Source organism: Bacillus sp. AFS055030, assembly GCF_002574545.1.
GTDB lineage: Bacteria > Bacillota > Bacilli > Bacillales > Bacillaceae_G > Gottfriedia.
The window spans coordinates 23,653-39,804 of record NZ_NUGT01000026.1 but is presented as its reverse complement, the minus strand read 5'-3'; the positions used below and the strand labels follow the sequence as shown (position 1 = coordinate 39,804).

Sequence of the window (16,152 nt, the reverse complement as noted above, 5' to 3'; positions counted from 1 at the left end):
TTTATATATATAATTTTAGTTAGGAGTACATTGATGAAACAGAGTTTTTATCGTTTGTTTATAGAGTTGACGAATAATCGTTTTACTTCTAGTCTTTTACGTAAGCTTGCTACTTCTCGATTTAGTAAAGTGTTTATTACTCCTTATATTAAAGCGTTTAATTTAAATATGGATGAGAGTAAAGAGACTGTATTTCCTACTTTACATGCCTTGTTTACTAGAGAATTAAAGCAAAATGCTAGACCGATTCATGCTGGTGAAAGTGAATTAGCTTGTCCGGTAGACGGTGTGTTAGAGTCATGTGGGAAAATTGAAATGGATATTAAATTTGTCGTAAAAGGAAAGACATATAGCATTATTGAGATGTTAGGTTCTAAGGAGATGGCAAATAAATATGATGAAGGCTATTATATGGTATTGTATTTAAGTCCTAGCCATTATCATCGTATACATAGCCCAATCGAAGGCGAAATTGTATCACAATTCGAGTTAGGTGCTAAATCTTATCCCGTTAATAAAGCAGGATTAACGTATGGTAAAGATCCACTTTCAAAAAATTATCGAGTTATTTCAGAAGTGTTATGCTCTGAAAACAATAAACATGTTGCAATGATAAAAGTTGGTGCTATGTTTGTTAACACAATCGTAGTAACTAATAAAGAAAAGCGTTTGAAAAAAGGTGAAGAAGTAGGGTATTTTTCTTTCGGTTCTACAGTTGTTTTACTTTTTGAAGCGAATAGTTTTACACCAAATTTGAACCTTAAATCTGGCCAAGCAATCAGAGTTGGTCAAAATCTAGGTAAATTACACTAAGTATGCACTTTTTTTCACGAAATGGGAGCCATCGTATAGAAAGATGGTTCTTTTTCTGTTATTGTAAAGAGTGCTTGTATTTTAATTTCACTTGTATTATTTGCGCATATTGAAAATAATAAAAATGTTTAAGATGTTTTTTTTATATAATAATCTAGACCTCTTCGTTTAATTTCTTTTTCAATTAAATAAATGAAGGCAGGATCAAGCTGTAAACCTAGAGCTTTTTTGTAAGACTCAAGTAACAACTCATCATTTAATTTGTACATAATTTTTGCCCGGTTGGGCATTCACCTCCGAGTGAGAAAAGTTTTTGAATTTCTTCGTAAACTTAATGTATCAAATTTTTAAAAATAGAACAATCGTTCGTTTATCCACAGAAATAGGTGGATAAGTTGTGGGTAATTTGTTTATATATTCTAAAAAGGCAGGCTCTTGGACAAAGGATAATGTGTATAGATTTATCCACAGTTAGAATGATTGTAGTTATTTGTCGAACGATTTTAAGAATATATTGAGGTGTAATAATGTTTAATAAATTTTTACCGAGTGAGACTGTTAATAATGTTTATGCAATTACGCCTGAGCATTTAAAAAGCTTAGGAATAAAAGGGATCATTACTGATTTAGATAATACGTTAGTAGAATGGGACCGTCCATTAGCTACTCCAGAGCTAACGAAATGGTTCAAAAGCATGGACGATGCAGGGATTAAAATTACAGTTGTATCGAATAACAATGCTGAGCGTGTTGGAAAGTTTTGTGATCCACTTGGCATTCCATTCATTCACCGTGCACGTAAACCACTAGCAACATCATATAAAAAGGCTTATAAACAAATGAATTTAAAGCCAAATGAAGTCGTGATGATAGGAGATCAATTGCTGACAGACGTATTTGGAGGCAATCGTCAAGGAATTCATACTATTTTAGTTGTTCCAGTTGCAAGTACAGATGGAATTTGGACAAGATTTAATCGAATGGTAGAACGTAGAATTCTTTCATCTTTAAGGAAGCAAGGATTACTACAATGGGAGGATAAAAAGTGAGTACTACAGTAGTAAGATGTATTGGTTGTGGAGTTGAAATTCAAACAGAGGATAAAGACAAACTTGGATATGCACCACCATCTTCATTAGAAAAAGAAGAGATTATTTGTCAACGCTGTTTCCGTCTAAAAAACTATAATGAGATTCAAGATGTCGAGTTGACTGATTCTGACTTTATTCGTATCTTAAATGGGATTGGTTCTAAGGACTGTCTTGTTATAAAAGTAGTAGATATTTTTGATTTTTCAGGCAGTTGGTTAAATGGGATTAATCGATTCGTTGGAAACAATAAAATATTATTAGTTGGAAATAAGGCGGATTTAATACCAAAGTCAGTTAAGAAAAATAAGCTGACTCAATGGATGAGCGGAACTGCAAAACGTTGGGGATTAAAACCTGCAGGTGTTCATTTAATTAGTGCAGTCAAAGGCACTGGCATAGATGAATTAGCTGAAAGTATTGAGAAGCATCGTGAAGGTAAGGATGTATACGTAGTAGGTTGTACTAATGTTGGTAAATCAACCTTTATTAATACGATGATTAAACGTTATAGTGAAGAAAATAGTAATATTATTACTACTTCGCATTTTCCAGGAACAACACTTGATATGATTCAAATCCCACTTGATGACGAGAGTGATCTAATCGATACTCCAGGTATTATTAATCATCATCAAATGGCTCATTTCGTTGATAAAAAAGGTTTAAAGATTATTACACCGAAAAAAGAAATTAAGCCTATGGTTTATCAATTAAATGAGGGGCAAACATTATTCTTTGGTGGGTTAGCTCGTTTTGATTATTTAGAGGGTGGAAGACGTTCTTTTACTTGCCACTTCTCAAACGAATTAACAATTCATCGTACTAAACAAGAAAATGCTGATGATTTATATGAAAGACAAGCTGGGGAATTATTAGTTCCACCATATGGTGAACAAATAAATGAGCTTCCGAAATTAGTGAAGCATGAATTTATGATAAAAGATGCTAAAACTGATATAGTTTATTCAGGGTTAGGTTGGATCACAGTGAATGAACCTGGTGCTAAAATTGTTGCTTATGTACCAAAAGGTGTAGCTGTAACTCTTCGTAATTCTATTATATAAGAATAATTTGGGGGCGAGAGGAATGAAAGACCAATACTATGTAATCGGTCAACCGATTGGTCATTCAATGTCTCCAACTATGCATAATGAATGGTTTGACTCTAATCATATCTCGGGTCACTATTTAGCAAAAGAAGTTGGGATAGCAGAATTAAAATCAGTTATGACAGAATTTCGTTCAACTGTAAAAGGATTTAATGTTACAGCACCACTAAAAGTAGAAATTATGCAGTACTTAGATGAAATTGATCCACTAGCAAAAGCAATTGGAGCTGTAAATACAGTTATCAATAAAAATGGAAAACTGTATGGTAAAAATACTGATGGTATCGGGTATTGTAGAGGATTATCCTATGTTTTGAAAAATCCGATTGAAGAAGAAAAGATATTGATTATCGGTGCAGGTGGTGCAGCGAGAGCGATTCTTTATAGCTTACTTCACTTGGGTGTTAAGCGTATTACAGTCACCAACCGAACGTTAGAAAAAGCAGAGGCTCTTCTAGATGGTAAGCTGATGAATGAAGTTAATATTATGTCAATTTCAGATGCTGAAGAACATTTAGGTCAATTTTCTCTTATCATTCAAACAACTTCTGTTGGAATGAAACCAAATGAAAATAGCACGCCGTTAGCACTAACTAATTTATTACCAGATGCAATTGTATCGGATCTTATTTATAGTCCATTTAAAACAGTATTTTTAAAAGAAGCTGAAGAAAGAAATGCGACAATACAAAACGGATTACCGATGTTTATTTATCAAGGAGCATTAGCATTTCAAGAGTGGACGGGAATTTTTCCAAATACGATTGATGCTTACTCATTATTAGAAAGAAAACTTGGAGGAACAAAATGTTAACAGGTAAACAAAAAAGATTTTTACGTTCGAAAGCTCATCACTTGAACCCTATTTTTCAAGTAGGAAAAGGTGGAGTTAATGAAAATATGGTTAAACAAATTTCAGAAGCGCTTGAAGTAAGGGAACTTTTAAAAGTAAGTATACTTCAAAATTGCGATGATGATCGTTACGATGTAGCAGATCAGTTAGTTGAAGGAACAAACGCTGAACTTGTACAAGTAATTGGACATACAATTGTTTTATATAAAGAGTCTGAAGAAAATAAAACAATCGTATTACCTTAATATGTTAAATACCGTTAATTAGAGGAGAAGCGGATTAATGGATAAACAAAAAGCACTTACATTTGTAAAAGAAAAACTAACGAACGGGCGTTTTACACATACTATTGGTGTGATGGAAACTGCAGTTAGACTAGCCGAAAAGTACGGTGCGGATGTAAAAAAAGCAGAACTAGCTGCAATTTTCCATGATGTCGCAAAATGCATGCCGATTAAAGAATTAAAATCAATTATGGAAGACAATAAGCTTTCATTAAATCTTTTGAAGTACAATAAAGAATTATGGCATGCTCCTGTTGGTGCATTTCTTACTGAACATGAATATGGAATTGATGATCAAGAGATATTACAAGCAATCACATATCATACAAGTGGTCATGAAGACATGAATTTATTAGATAAAGTAATATATGTAGCAGATTATATTGAACCTAATCGTAGTTTTCTAGGTGTAGAGCAAGCTCGGGAATTAGCGAATCAAGATTTGGATCAAGCTTTATTATTTGCACTAAAAAATACAATTACATTTTTGATTAATAAAGAACAAACAGTTTACCCATTAACGGTTAAAACATATAACTCTATATTAAAACAAGTTAAAAGCCAGGGGGAATAAAAGGAATGAATGAAAAAGAATTAATGATGCTAGCTGTAAATGCTGCTGACGATAAAAAAGCAGAAGATTTAGTCGTATTAGATATGAAAGGAATCTCTGCAATTGCAGATTATTTCATTATTTGTCACGGTAATTCAGATAAGCAAGTTCAGGCTATTGCAAGAGAAGTGAAAGATCAAGCTCAAAAAAATGGTAAAGATGTTAAACGTTTAGAAGGCTTTGACGAAGCTCGTTGGGTTTTAGTCGACATCGGTGACGTTGTCGTTCATATTTTCCATCGTGACGAAAGAAGCTATTATAACCTAGAAAAGTTATGGGGAGATGCTCCTTCTCTTGATGTTTATGGAGAGCTTCTTTCATGACATACAATCGCTTCGCGTATTTGTATGATCAGTTAATGAATGATGTCCCTTATGAAAAATGGGTTCAATTCCTAAAAAATGTATTTCAAAAATATGAAATGCTTCAGCCTCAAATTTTAGATATAGGGTGTGGAACAGGTACATTACCCATCTTATTAGCAAAATTGAATTATTCAATTAGTGGGGTAGATTTATCTGAGGAAATGTTAAGTGTCGCAATGGCAAAAGCAGAATTAGAAAAAGTTAATATTCCTTTTTTTCAACAAAATATGGTGGAATTAGAAGGATTTGACCAATTAGATTGTGTAACAATTTTCTGTGATTCACTTAACTATTTAGAAACAGAAGATCAAGTAAAACAAACCTTTAAAAAAGTAAATGAAAGCTTAAAAGATAATGGCTTGTTTTTATTTGATGTACATTCACCTTATAAAATTGAAGAAATCTTTGGTGAAGAGACATTTTTTATTGATGATGCAGAGTTAAGCTTAGTTTGGTCTTGTACGCAAGGAGAATACCCATTAAGTGTCGAACATGATTTAGTTTTCTTTATGAAAGAGGAAAATCGTGATTTATATGAACGCTTTGAAGAGTATCACAATCAAAGAACATTTCCAATAAATACGTATAAATCTTTGTTAAATCAAACTGGATTTGAAGTGAAAGAAATCATAGCAGATTTCGATGAAGATGTAGAGGATACTTCTGAACGAATCTTTTTTATAGCAATGAAAAAATAAAAAACCCTTTAATGAAAATTCCTTTTCTTAAAGGGTTTTTTACTTTATAAGGCCAACAAAATTAATTTTTGCATTTTTGTTACGAATACAATAAAGCTGTATAATCATTTTTAAGAATCAAAATTGTTCCTTTACACGCTCAATTTCCTTATCAAACTTATCATGTGTTTTTTCAAAAATTTCTTCGAATAAATCTCCTACCCGGGCCTCTAATACTTTAATACCTTCTCCAGTAATTCCGCCTTTTACACATACCTTTTCTTGAAGGGTTTCAAGCGTAAAATGTTTTTGTTCAATTAGTTTTCCAAAACCAATAATCATTTCTTCTGCCAAGATTGTTGCTTGCTCCTTCGAAATTGAGGTTTGACAAACAGCCGCATCAATAAACTTTTGAAGCAAGTAACTAAAAAAAGCGGGCCCACAGCTTGCGATATCTGATGAAACTCTTGTGATATCTTCTGTAATCATGACCGGTTTAGAGATATTCGAAAAAAGTTCGATTATTTGCTCCTTACATTTAGCAGTACAACGATTCCCGAAATTAACTAAAGTTACCCCACTCAACGCTTGATTCGTAATGCTTGGAATAACGCGTGCAACTTGACAAGGTAAGATCGCTTCAATTTGTTCAACTTTAATTGGACTAGTGATTGATATAACACAATGTTTTTTAGTGAAATGTTTTTGTAAAGATGAAAAAAGTGGTTGCATTTCTAAAGGTTTTACGCAAACTAATACAATTTCTGAAGCGGTAATTACTTCTTTAGCAGTCTCAACAACATTTAAATCAGGATATATATTTTTTAGCTCATAAGCTTTATACATTGACCGGTTTGTAATAGTTAATTCGGAGGGCTTTACTGCATTTGATTTTATTAATCCATTGAGCAAAATGGTACCCATATTTCCTGTACCTATGATTCCTACGTTCATGAGTACATCCCTTCCTTTGCATACATTCTCTCCTACACTATATGAAGCAAGGTCGAAAATAATGATATAAGTTAAAATGGAGGAAATAAATGAAGAAGTTAATTCATAACAAATTGGTTTGGATCTGTGTAGTAATTGTCGGGATTTTAGTCGTAAATTTTTATCAAATTAAAAGTAAAAATGAAGTAGTTTTCGCAAAGCAATCGCCTAAAGTAGAAACAGTAAAGAAAAATGATGATCAGAAAAAAGAAGAAATTGTTCCAGTGAATTCAAAAGTATTCATGGTTGATGTAAAAGGTGCAATACAAAAACCAGGTGTATTTCAATGCAAAGAAGGAGAACGTGTGATTGACGTAATTAGATTAGCGGGAGGATTTAAAGAAAAAGCTGATGTTAATAAGGTTAATTTAGCTGAAAAAACGTTTGATGAGATGGTCATTTATGTACCGTTTATTGGAGAAGAAACTGATCAAACCATAATTAAAAATACGGGAGATGGAACGAACCAAAATGAGATGATCGATATAAACCATGCATCACAATCAGAATTGGAAAAAATACCTGGTGTAGGCCCATCAAAAGCAAAAAATATTTTAGATTATATTGATCAAAACGGACCATTTACTTCAGTAGAACAATTAGAATCTGTAAATGGAATCGGCAAAAAATCGCTTGAAAAAATGACTCCGTTTATTGTCATTCGATAAATACAAATGAAGAGTATTTACCTAGCTTATATTGTTTTTATACAAATAATAACAATCGTCTTTTTTAAAAACTATAATTTATTTTTTATTTTAATATTACTTTTTTTAATGATTTTTTTAGTCGGAAAGAAAAGATGGCTAATTTTATTAATTTGTATACTTTCGCTATGTATTACGTCTAGTATATGTTACCTACAAAACAATAATATGAAATCCCCTAAACAAAAGCCTTCGCAAAATGTACGAGGTGAAATCATCTCGACTCCAATAATAGATGGAAATAAAGTTTCATTTACATTTAAACTCAATAATCAAGAAATCTTACTAAATAGTTTTGCAAATACGAAAGAACAATTAAAAGTTTTTCAAAATAGAAAAATAGGTGAAATATGTGAAGTAAAAGGTGAAGTTACAATGCCTTTAGAAAATTCGAATCCATACTTATTTAATTATAGAAAGTACTTATTAAATCAAGGAATTTACTGGATTATTACTGCTAATCCAAATAGTTTAGTGGATTGTAATGATGGAAAACGAACGATCATTCAATCAATAAACGATATTCGACATGCTTTAACTAAATATGTAGAGGAGAATTTTGATTCCAATACAGAAGGATATATTAATGCTCTCCTATTTGGGGAACGATCAAAAATGAATGCAACTACGGAATCTCAATATCAAATTGTAGGAATCGTACATTTACTTGCGATTAGTGGTTCTCATATTAGTTTATTGAGTCTTGGCGTTTATTTTTTACTAATTAGAATCGGCGTAACGAAAGAAAACAGCTTATTTATAACGATATTGTGTATTATGATATATGGATTTCTAGCAGGTGCTCAAGCGTCAGTTGTCAGAGCGGTTATTATAGGTGTGTTAGTTTGCATATACAAGTTAGCAAAAATGAAAATCGACATTACTGCCCTTTTATTCGCTTCTTGCATAATCATGCTATTGGTGAAACCTAATTATATTGATGATATTGGATTTCAATTTTCCTTTGTGACAAGTTTTGTACTTGTTTTAACCTCAGAACAAATTTTAAATTACAAATCTTGGTATGCAAAGGCTCTTTATACATCTAGTATTACTCAGTTAGTATCAATCCCGATCTTACTTTTTAATTTTCATGAATTATCACCATACAGTATAATCATTAACTTACTTTTCATTCCTTATATTAATTTTATTATTATGCCGCTATGTATTATTAGTTTTGGTTTAAGTTTTATTAATTTTGAAATTAGCGAACAGTTAACGCTACTGCTAACTTTCTTTATTAACATATCAGATAAATTACTGAGTATATGTATGCAATTGCCATTTATTAAGTTGATTTTTACACATCCTTCAAAAGAAATTCTGTTTATTTATATCTTGCTAATATTTTTAATTTTATATTTTATGGAAGATAAGAGAGAGAAAAAGTTATTAACTATTTGTTTGATTGGATTTTTTATTCTTATTAGCGGGCATTTGATTTATCCCTATATGAACCCAGTTGGAAAGATTATGTTTATAGATGTAGGACAAGGTGACTGTATACTTATAAAATTACCTTTTAATAAAGGGAATTATGTAATTGATACAGGAGGTAAATTAACTGGAAAAGAAGAAACGTGGATGAAGCGCAAAAAAACATTTTCGACAGGCATGGATCTATTGATTCCAATTTTAAAAGGTGAAGGAATTAGTAAAATAGATAAATTAATATTTACACATGGTGATATCGATCATATTGGAGGTGGAAAGGAGGTGCTACAATCATATCATGTGAAACAATTAATCGTAGGTGATAAGACGAAATTTACTTCAGCTGAAAAAGAACGAATTAATATAGCTAGAAAAAAAGGAGTCGAGATTATAAAAATAAGCGAAGGTATGAATTGGAAAACGGGTTCGAATTATTTTGAAGTTATTTCTCCGATTAAAGATTATGTAGGTGAGGAAAACGAAGGGTCAATTGTTCTAAAGGCATTCATAGGTGGGAAGAATTGGTTATTTTCTGGTGATTTAGATGAAAATGGAGAAAATCGGCTGCTCTCTAAATATCATGATTTAAAGGCAGATGTTTTGAAAATAGGTCATCATGGGAGTAAAACATCGACTTCCGAACAATTTATTAAAGCCGTTATGCCTCAAATTGGCATTATATCAGTAGGGGGAAAAAATCGATATGGTCATCCGACACATGAAGTACTTGAACGATTAAAAAAGTACAATGTTAAAATCTTACGAACTGATGAACTTGGTGCAATAACTTATGAATTTAAAAGTGGACAAGGTACCATTTATACATTTAAAGCATATCGTAAAACAAATAGCAGAAACCAAGAAGGAAATTAAAAAAGACTGCCGAGGCAGCCCCATCAATTGGTTCTATGTATTATCGTGCAACAAACTCAACAATTGTTGCGATGATAAATAGAGTAGCGAAGAAACCAAATGAAACAACGAAACCAACACCAGAATCTGTTGAATCATTACGTTTGCTTTGAACATTTTTTTCAAAAGTATTCACAAATAACCCCTCCTATATCAATTTTAGTATAAATCAATATAACTAAAAAATCCATAGTATGTTTGTTTTAGTTATACCGTTTTAAATGAAGAAACCGGGTCTTTATTTAAAACGTTTATATAAATTAGAGATTAGTATTTACTAATCTCTTCCTTCTCATGTAGGACATGTTATACTATACTAAGAAAATTAGTGTAGAGGTGCAAAACATGATTAATGATTTACATAAAAAATTGAAAAAGAATGTATCGCCAATGTATTTATTGGTAGGTACTGAAGATTTTTTACTTCAAGAAGCGGAAAACTTAATCGTGAAAGCAGCTTTACAAGGAGAAATTGATGATTTTAACTATCAAACATATGATTTAAAAGAGTCTTATTTAAGTGAAGCTCTTGAGGATGCTCAAACACCGTCCTTTTTTGGTGGGAATAAGGTCATCATCATAAAATCATGTTTGTTTTTAACAGCTCAAAAAGAAAAAATTGTACAAGATCTAGAACCATTATTTGATTATATTGAAAATCCTGCGCCATTTACTACTGTTGTTTTTGTGGCTGCTTATGAAAAATTGGACGAACGGAAAAAGGTAACAAAAGCCTTGAAAAAACAAGTAGAGCTAGTTGAGTGCCACCCGGTTGAAACGAATAATTTAGACGGTTGGATTAAAGAGCGTTTTACTGGGAATGTAACAATTACTAAAGAGGCAATTGAAAAGCTAAAATTACTCGTTGGAAATAATTTATCAATCTTAAAACTTGAATGTGAGAAGTTACAATTGTTTATTGGAAATGAAGGCGAAGTTGATGCAGACCTAGTAGAAATGATGGTAGCAAAAACAATTGAACAAAATGTTTTTTCTCTTATCGAAAAAACAGCGGTAAGACAAACAACTGAGGCACTGAAAATTCTTCATGAATTATTATTTATTGGCGAAGAACCGATAAAAATAGTTGCATTGTTAGCTAGTCAGTTTAGATTATTATATGGAATAAAGCAATTATCAAGTAGTGGCTATTCAAATAATCAAATTGCCTCCTCAGTAGGTGTATCCCCAGGGAGAGTGTTTTATGGACAAAAGCAAGCGAATAACTTTCAAGCAAGTGAATTGAAAGAAGCGATACGATTAATTGCTGAAGTTGATTATAAAATGAAGACTGGTCAAGGAGATAAGGTCATGATCCTTGAAATGTTAATTCTTCAATTAAATAAATAATTTAAGAAAAACCGACATAAAGAATAAAAAATGGCAGTCCAATCGTTAAATTGGGCTGCCATTTTTTATCATATAAAAGTCTATAAAATTCAGTCTATTACCAATACAATCTGTTATAATGTAGGAATTGTAAAAGATTTCCTATAAAAGGTGTTTGGGAGAGAGATGAATGGCTGGAATTCCTAAAGAAATAAACGATGTATTAGATACTTACTTTCATTATTTTGATTTGAAATTACCTAATTTAATCGATTCTTTTTATCTTTATGGCTCGATTACTTTAAGTGCTTTTAAGAATGGATTTAGCGATATCGATTTTATAGCTGTTGTAAAGCGCAAAGTTTCTGAAGCTGATGTAAAAATACTGAGAGATATTCATAAAGATATGCAAAGAAAATTTCCAAATACAATTTTAGATGGGTGGTATATTTTTAAAGAAGATTTGCAGTCTTTAAATGAAGAAGGGAAATTATGTATTCGTTTCAATGATGGGCAGTTTCAAGGTTTAAATATATTTGAGCAGAATTCGATCGATGTTTTTCAATTAAAAACATACGGTATAACTGTTAGGGGGCTAAATTTTGATAATGTAGATATTTCAGTAAACTGGGATACACTACTATCTAATATGAGGAATAATCTTAATTCTTATTGGCTTAGCTGGTTAAATAATTGTAAAAAGTTCCCTACAGTTAACTATTTGAGTTTAATTGTCAGTTTAAGAAGTATTGAATGGGGAGTTTTAGGAGTATCTCGAATTTATTACACATTGAAAGAAAAAGATATTACATCAAAAGTAGGAGCGGGTGAATATGCTTTAAAGTCAGTTCCTAAAAGATGGCATAAGATTATTAATGAGTCATTGAGATTACGAACAGATCATAAAAAATCCTATTACAAATCGATTTTTACAAGAAGAAAAGATGCGATTGACTACATGGAGTTTATCATTCGCGAATGTAATAAAATTAGATAATTTATCTGATACTTTATTGTACGAAAAAATGGTGTCTCAGCTGAGACACCATTTCATTCATTACGCGTTCATAGCGTTAACTTTTTTAGCTAAACGAGATTTTTGACGTGAAGCAGCGTTTTTGTGGATTAGATTGCTGTTAACAGCTTTATCTAATTTTTTAGAAGCAGTTAATAAAGCTTCTTGCGCTTTTTCAGTTTCGTTATTAGTAACTAAAGCTTCAACAGTTTTCACTGCAGTACGCATTTCTGATTTTAGAGATGCGTTGTGAGCACGATGAGCTTCAGCTGTTTTTACACGTTTAATAGCTGATTTAATATTTGGCATACCTTTCACCTCCCGAATGCAGTCGAGAAATTTGCCTCGAATACAAATAGAACAAAACTTATTTTATCAAAACAAGTCCCATTTGGCAATAGAATTCATAAAGCTATTTTCGCCTTTTCAAAAGAAAAATAAACAATTCGTTTAGAATTGGTAACATCTAGCTAAACTAGTTAAGAAGAGAATTGTTAAATTTCGATGAGTATTGTGGAGGCTAGATAAATGAGTGAATTAGATTTAAGTCAATATAGTGTTCGAACAGATTTAGCAGTAGAAGCAAAAGAGATGCTCGAGGAGCGAGAACAGACAAAGGAAGAAATTACCGGTGTCATCGTTAAAGAACGAGAAGCTGATGGTGTAAGTATTTCTCATGTTCATATTAAAGAGTCCGCATCTGAAAGAATTGGTAAAAAGCCAGGTAATTATTTAACACTTCAAGTTCAAGGGATTCGTGAACAAGATACTGAGCTTCAAGAAAAGGTTGAAAAGGTTTTTGCAAACGAGTTTTCTGCATTCTTAAAAAATTTAGGAATTACGGAAGATCAAACTTGTTTAGTTGTCGGTTTAGGAAATTGGAATGTAACTCCTGATGCACTTGGGCCAATGGTTGTTGAAAATTTAGTTGTCACGAAGCATCTTTTTGAACTACAGCCTGAAAGTGTACAAGATGGTTATCGTCCAGTTTGTGCTTTATCTCCAGGCGTAATGGGGATCACTGGTATTGAAACGAGCGATATTATTTCAGGTGTCATTGAAAAAGTAAAACCAGATTTTGTCATTGCGATTGATGCACTTGCAGCAAGATCTATTGAGCGCGTTAATACAACAATCCAAATTACAGATAATGGCATTCATCCAGGTTCTGGAATAGGAAATAAACGGAAGGAATTAAGTAAGGAAACACTAGGTATTCCGGTTATTGCGATTGGTGTTCCAACCGTTGTTGATGCTGTTGCGATTACAAGTGATACAATTGACTTCATTTTAAAACATTTTGGACGTGAAATAAAAGAAGGAGACAAGCCAGCTAAAGCGTTAATTCCTTCAGGTATGGCATTTGGAGAAAAGAAAAAGTATACCGACGAAGATATGCCTGGTGAAAAGGAACGAATGGCATTTATGGGAATTGTAGGAACACTTGAAGAGAATGAAAAAAGGAAACTGATACATGAGGTATTGTCACCACTAGGTCATAACTTAATGGTTACACCAAAAGAAGTGGATACATTTATTGAAGATATGGCAAATATTATTGCTGGCGGTATGAACGCTGCGCTGCATTCTAAAATTAATCAAGATAATATTGGCTCTTATACTCATTAATATTTCGTAAGTGAGGAGAAACACATGAAATATATGGTTCGGTATTTTACGCTAATTATCATTTTTTCGATAACGATCATTACTTGTATGCAAGTTGCGAAAGATGGAATAAGTAAAGTTACTTCGACTGATTACTATCATGTAGACGATGTAGTAAAAATTTCAAAAGAAGATGGGAAAGCTGGTCCAGTACTTTTTGGAAAGGATTACACGAAAGAAGGACTAGCAATTCGAGAAGATCATTTAGAAAGATTAGGGGCATTTAATTATTTTACAGTTGTTGGAAAAGGAATATCTCATTTTGTTGCGTATGTAACTGAAAAAGGGATTAAGATTGTTGAAAAAATTCCTTCTATTATTGATAGCTTAAATTAGACCTTCTAAACTTCATTCGACATATACTGCTAATATAGATTGAATATTTCCCTATTTTTTTGATATAATCAAAACTATCTATGCTGTCGAGAAATTTAGGAGTGATGAAATGAATAAAGAGTCAAGATCAGAAAGACAAAAGAGAATTAGAAACTTTTCAATCATCGCACACATTGACCATGGAAAGTCTACATTAGCAGATAGAATTCTTGAGAAAACAAATGCATTAACACAGCGTGAGATGAAGTCTCAGCTATTGGACTCAATGGATTTAGAGCGTGAACGTGGAATTACCATTAAATTAAATGCTGTGCAGTTACAATATAAAGCTAAAAATGGAGAAGAATATATTCTTCATTTAATTGATACTCCTGGACATGTCGACTTCACTTATGAAGTTTCACGTAGTTTAGCAGCTTGTGAAGGCGCAATTCTCGTAGTTGATGCTGCACAAGGTATCGAAGCACAAACATTGGCGAACGTCTATTTAGCTTTAGACAATGATTTAGAAATTTTACCAGTTATTAATAAGATTGACCTACCGAGTGCTGAGCCTGAACGTGTAAGACAAGAAGTTGAAGAGGTAATTGGTTTAGATGCTTCTGAAGCAGTATTAGCATCTGCTAAAGCAGGAATCGGAATAGAAGAAATTCTAGAACAAATTGTAGAAAAAGTACCAGCTCCAACAGGGGATCCAGATGCGCCTTTAAAAGCACTTATTTTTGATTCATTATTCGATCCATATCGTGGTGTTGTAGCTTATATTCGTATTGTAGAAGGTACTGTAAAAGTAGGTCAAAAAATTAGAATGATGGCTACTGGTAAAGAATTCGAAGTAGTTGAAGCAGGAGTATTTACTCCTCGTACTACACAACGTGATGAGTTAACTGTAGGTGACGTAGGTTTCTTAACTGCTTCTATTAAAAATGTTGGAGATACTCGCGTTGGGGATACAATTACTCTTGCTGAGAATCCAGCAACCGAGCCACTACCAGGTTATCGTAAATTAAATCCTATGGTATTCTGTGGATTATATCCAATAGATACTTCTAAATATAATGATTTACGTGATGCACTTGAAAAACTTCAATTAAATGATGCAGCTTTACAATTTGAAGCTGAAACTTCACAAGCTTTAGGATTTGGTTTCCGTTGTGGATTTTTAGGATTATTACACATGGAAATCATTCAAGAGCGTATTGAACGTGAATTCAAAATTGATTTAATTACAACAGCACCAAGTGTTATCTATAATGTTTACACAACAAAAGGTGATTTGATTATCGTTGATAACCCTGCTCATATGCCAGACCCTCAATCAATTGATCGAGTAGAAGAGCCTTACGTAAAAGCAAAAATCATGGTTCCAAATGATTTTGTTGGAGCAATCATGGAACTTTGCCAAAAGAAACGTGGAAACTTTATCGATATGCAATATTTAGATGCAAACCGTGTTACGTTAACGTATGAAATTCCATTATCTGAAATTGTTTATGATTTCTTTGACCAATTAAAATCAAGTACAAAAGGTTATGCTTCATTTGACTATGAACTGATTGGTTACAAAGTTTCTAAACTTGTGAAAATGGATATTTTATTAAACGGTGAACAAGTAGATGCTCTATCATTTATCGTTCATAGAGATGCTGCTTATGATCGTGGGAAAATTATCGTTGATAAATTAAAAGAACTAATTCCAAGACAACAGTTCGAAGTACCAGTTCAAGCGGCAATCGGACAAAAAATTGTTGCTCGTTCAACAATTAAGTCAATGGGTAAAAACGTATTAGCAAAATGTTACGGTGGGGATATCTCTCGTAAACGTAAGCTATTAGATAAGCAAAAAGAAGGTAAAAAGCGAATGAAAGCTGTTGGTTCTGTAGAGGTACCACAAGAGGCATTCATGGCTGTTTTACGTATGGATGACTAATATTAAGTATTGATGTTGAT

Annotated in this window: 19 protein-coding genes; 15 read left to right on the top strand and 4 right to left on the bottom strand. The window is 32.4% G+C overall.

All coding sequences use genetic code 11. The features are described from left to right. Window positions 1-33 precede the first annotated feature (33 nt). Window positions 34-813 carry a phosphatidylserine decarboxylase gene (locus CN925_RS11480; protein ID WP_098846370.1) on the top strand — a complete coding sequence of 260 codons (780 nt, stop codon included), beginning with the start codon at window positions 34-36 and terminating at the stop codon, window positions 811-813. A 128-nt stretch (window positions 814-941) separates the two neighbouring features. Here CN925_RS11480 and sda read toward each other — a convergent pair whose 3' ends face one another. After that, complete coding sequence (sda, locus tag CN925_RS11475; RefSeq protein WP_483295191.1) at window positions 942-1,103, bottom strand: sporulation histidine kinase inhibitor Sda; 162 nt, start codon at window positions 1,101-1,103, stop codon at window positions 942-944. 237 nt (window positions 1,104-1,340) lie between these two features. On the opposite strand from sda, the gene CN925_RS11470 reads away from it, so the two are divergent. From CN925_RS11470 to CN925_RS11440, 7 genes are read left to right on the top strand one after another with little or no spacing between them, the layout of a single operon-like run. Further along, window positions 1,341-1,862: a YqeG family HAD IIIA-type phosphatase gene (locus tag CN925_RS11470; RefSeq protein ID WP_098846369.1), complete on the top strand. Its 522-nt coding sequence runs from the start codon at window positions 1,341-1,343 to the stop codon at window positions 1,860-1,862. Next, a complete protein-coding gene (gene yqeH / locus CN925_RS11465; protein ID WP_098846368.1) occupies window positions 1,859-2,968 on the top strand; it encodes a ribosome biogenesis GTPase YqeH in 1,110 nt (369 codons plus the stop codon). The genes CN925_RS11470 and yqeH overlap by 4 nt, the downstream gene beginning before the upstream one ends. A 22-nt stretch (window positions 2,969-2,990) precedes the next feature. Next, a complete protein-coding gene (gene aroE, locus CN925_RS11460) occupies window positions 2,991-3,827 on the top strand; it encodes a shikimate dehydrogenase (protein WP_098846367.1) in 837 nt (278 codons plus the stop codon). Beyond that, window positions 3,821-4,111 (top strand): ribosome assembly RNA-binding protein YhbY, encoded by a 291-nt coding sequence (yhbY, locus tag CN925_RS11455; protein WP_098846366.1) that lies wholly within the window; start codon window positions 3,821-3,823, stop codon window positions 4,109-4,111. The genes aroE and yhbY overlap by 7 nt, the downstream gene beginning before the upstream one ends. A 37-nt stretch (window positions 4,112-4,148) precedes the next feature. Next, the gene (yqeK, locus tag CN925_RS11450) at window positions 4,149-4,724 is read left to right on the top strand and encodes a bis(5'-nucleosyl)-tetraphosphatase (symmetrical) YqeK (protein WP_098846365.1); all 576 of its coding nucleotides are present in this window, start codon (window positions 4,149-4,151) and stop codon (window positions 4,722-4,724) included. Window positions 4,725-4,729: 5 nt separating this feature from the next. Beyond that, window positions 4,730-5,086: a ribosome silencing factor gene (gene rsfS, locus CN925_RS11445; protein WP_098846364.1), complete on the top strand. Its 357-nt coding sequence runs from the start codon at window positions 4,730-4,732 to the stop codon at window positions 5,084-5,086. After that, entirely contained in the window at window positions 5,083-5,826 is a 744-nt protein-coding gene (locus CN925_RS11440) for a class I SAM-dependent DNA methyltransferase (RefSeq protein ID WP_098846363.1), read from the top strand. Before rsfS ends, CN925_RS11440 begins: the two co-directional genes overlap by 4 nt. A gap of 117 nt (window positions 5,827-5,943) precedes the next feature. Here the strand turns inward: CN925_RS11440 and comER are convergent, their stop codons facing one another. Next, window positions 5,944-6,759 carry a late competence protein ComER gene (gene comER, locus CN925_RS11435; RefSeq protein ID WP_098846362.1) on the bottom strand — a complete coding sequence of 272 codons (816 nt, stop codon included), beginning with the start codon at window positions 6,757-6,759 and terminating at the stop codon, window positions 5,944-5,946. Window positions 6,760-6,848: 89 nt separating this feature from the next. Between comER and CN925_RS11430 the strand changes: the two genes are divergently transcribed. Continuing rightward, window positions 6,849-7,466, top strand: a complete 618-nt coding sequence (locus CN925_RS11430; protein ID WP_098846361.1) for a helix-hairpin-helix domain-containing protein — start codon at window positions 6,849-6,851, stop codon at window positions 7,464-7,466. Between the two features lie 6 nt (window positions 7,467-7,472). Continuing rightward, the gene (locus tag CN925_RS11425) at window positions 7,473-9,815 is read left to right on the top strand and encodes a DNA internalization-related competence protein ComEC/Rec2 (RefSeq protein ID WP_098846360.1); all 2,343 of its coding nucleotides are present in this window, start codon (window positions 7,473-7,475) and stop codon (window positions 9,813-9,815) included. Window positions 9,816-9,855: 40 nt separating this feature from the next. Here CN925_RS11425 and CN925_RS11420 read toward each other — a convergent pair whose 3' ends face one another. Further along, a complete protein-coding gene (locus CN925_RS11420; protein WP_098846359.1) occupies window positions 9,856-9,990 on the bottom strand; it encodes a YqzM family protein in 135 nt (44 codons plus the stop codon). Window positions 9,991-10,199: 209 nt separating this feature from the next. Here CN925_RS11420 and holA point away from each other — a divergent pair, with 209 nt between their 5' ends. Both holA and CN925_RS11410 read left to right on the top strand, forming a co-directional pair. Next, entirely contained in the window at window positions 10,200-11,204 is a 1,005-nt protein-coding gene (gene holA / locus CN925_RS11415) for a DNA polymerase III subunit delta (protein ID WP_180232935.1), read from the top strand. Window positions 11,205-11,373: 169 nt separating this feature from the next. After that, window positions 11,374-12,180: an aminoglycoside adenylyltransferase domain-containing protein gene (locus CN925_RS11410; protein WP_098846357.1), complete on the top strand. Its 807-nt coding sequence runs from the start codon at window positions 11,374-11,376 to the stop codon at window positions 12,178-12,180. Between the two features lie 60 nt (window positions 12,181-12,240). Here CN925_RS11410 and rpsT read toward each other — a convergent pair whose 3' ends face one another. After that, window positions 12,241-12,507, bottom strand: coding sequence for a 30S ribosomal protein S20 (gene rpsT, locus CN925_RS11405; RefSeq protein ID WP_056472820.1), 267 nt, complete (start codon window positions 12,505-12,507; stop codon window positions 12,241-12,243). Window positions 12,508-12,726: 219 nt separating this feature from the next. Here rpsT and gpr point away from each other — a divergent pair, with 219 nt between their 5' ends. The 3 genes from gpr to lepA all read left to right on the top strand — a co-directional run bounded on the left by gpr (window position 12,727) and on the right by lepA (window position 16,132). After that, a complete protein-coding gene (gene gpr / locus CN925_RS11400) occupies window positions 12,727-13,827 on the top strand; it encodes a GPR endopeptidase (RefSeq protein WP_098846356.1) in 1,101 nt (366 codons plus the stop codon). Window positions 13,828-13,851: 24 nt separating this feature from the next. Beyond that, window positions 13,852-14,202, top strand: a complete 351-nt coding sequence (locus tag CN925_RS11395) for a DUF3679 domain-containing protein (RefSeq protein WP_098846355.1) — start codon at window positions 13,852-13,854, stop codon at window positions 14,200-14,202. A gap of 109 nt (window positions 14,203-14,311) precedes the next feature. Further along, a complete protein-coding gene (gene lepA, locus CN925_RS11390) occupies window positions 14,312-16,132 on the top strand; it encodes a translation elongation factor 4 (RefSeq protein WP_098846354.1) in 1,821 nt (606 codons plus the stop codon). The last annotated feature ends 20 nt before the right edge of the window (window positions 16,133-16,152 follow it).

Coding starts and splice junctions, on each gene's coding strand:
- CN925_RS11480 (WP_098846370.1), top strand. CDS start 34: ATGAAACAGAGTTTTTATCGTTTGTTTATAGAGTTGACGAATAATCGT.
- sda (WP_483295191.1), bottom strand. CDS start 1,103: ATGCCCAACCGGGCAAAAATTATGTACAAATTAAATGATGAGTTGTTA.
- CN925_RS11470 (WP_098846369.1), top strand. CDS start 1,341: ATGTTTAATAAATTTTTACCGAGTGAGACTGTTAATAATGTTTATGCA.
- aroE (WP_098846367.1), top strand. CDS start 2,991: ATGAAAGACCAATACTATGTAATCGGTCAACCGATTGGTCATTCAATG.
- yhbY (WP_098846366.1), top strand. CDS start 3,821: ATGTTAACAGGTAAACAAAAAAGATTTTTACGTTCGAAAGCTCATCAC.
- yqeK (WP_098846365.1), top strand. CDS start 4,149: ATGGATAAACAAAAAGCACTTACATTTGTAAAAGAAAAACTAACGAAC.
- rsfS (WP_098846364.1), top strand. CDS start 4,730: ATGAATGAAAAAGAATTAATGATGCTAGCTGTAAATGCTGCTGACGAT.
- CN925_RS11440 (WP_098846363.1), top strand. CDS start 5,083: ATGACATACAATCGCTTCGCGTATTTGTATGATCAGTTAATGAATGAT.
- comER (WP_098846362.1), bottom strand. CDS start 6,759: ATGAACGTAGGAATCATAGGTACAGGAAATATGGGTACCATTTTGCTC.
- CN925_RS11430 (WP_098846361.1), top strand. CDS start 6,849: ATGAAGAAGTTAATTCATAACAAATTGGTTTGGATCTGTGTAGTAATT.
- CN925_RS11425 (WP_098846360.1), top strand. CDS start 7,473: ATGAAGAGTATTTACCTAGCTTATATTGTTTTTATACAAATAATAACA.
- holA (WP_180232935.1), top strand. CDS start 10,200: ATGATTAATGATTTACATAAAAAATTGAAAAAGAATGTATCGCCAATG.
- CN925_RS11410 (WP_098846357.1), top strand. CDS start 11,374: ATGGCTGGAATTCCTAAAGAAATAAACGATGTATTAGATACTTACTTT.
- rpsT (WP_056472820.1), bottom strand. CDS start 12,507: ATGCCAAATATTAAATCAGCTATTAAACGTGTAAAAACAGCTGAAGCT.
- gpr (WP_098846356.1), top strand. CDS start 12,727: ATGAGTGAATTAGATTTAAGTCAATATAGTGTTCGAACAGATTTAGCA.
- CN925_RS11395 (WP_098846355.1), top strand. CDS start 13,852: ATGAAATATATGGTTCGGTATTTTACGCTAATTATCATTTTTTCGATA.
- lepA (WP_098846354.1), top strand. CDS start 14,312: ATGAATAAAGAGTCAAGATCAGAAAGACAAAAGAGAATTAGAAACTTT.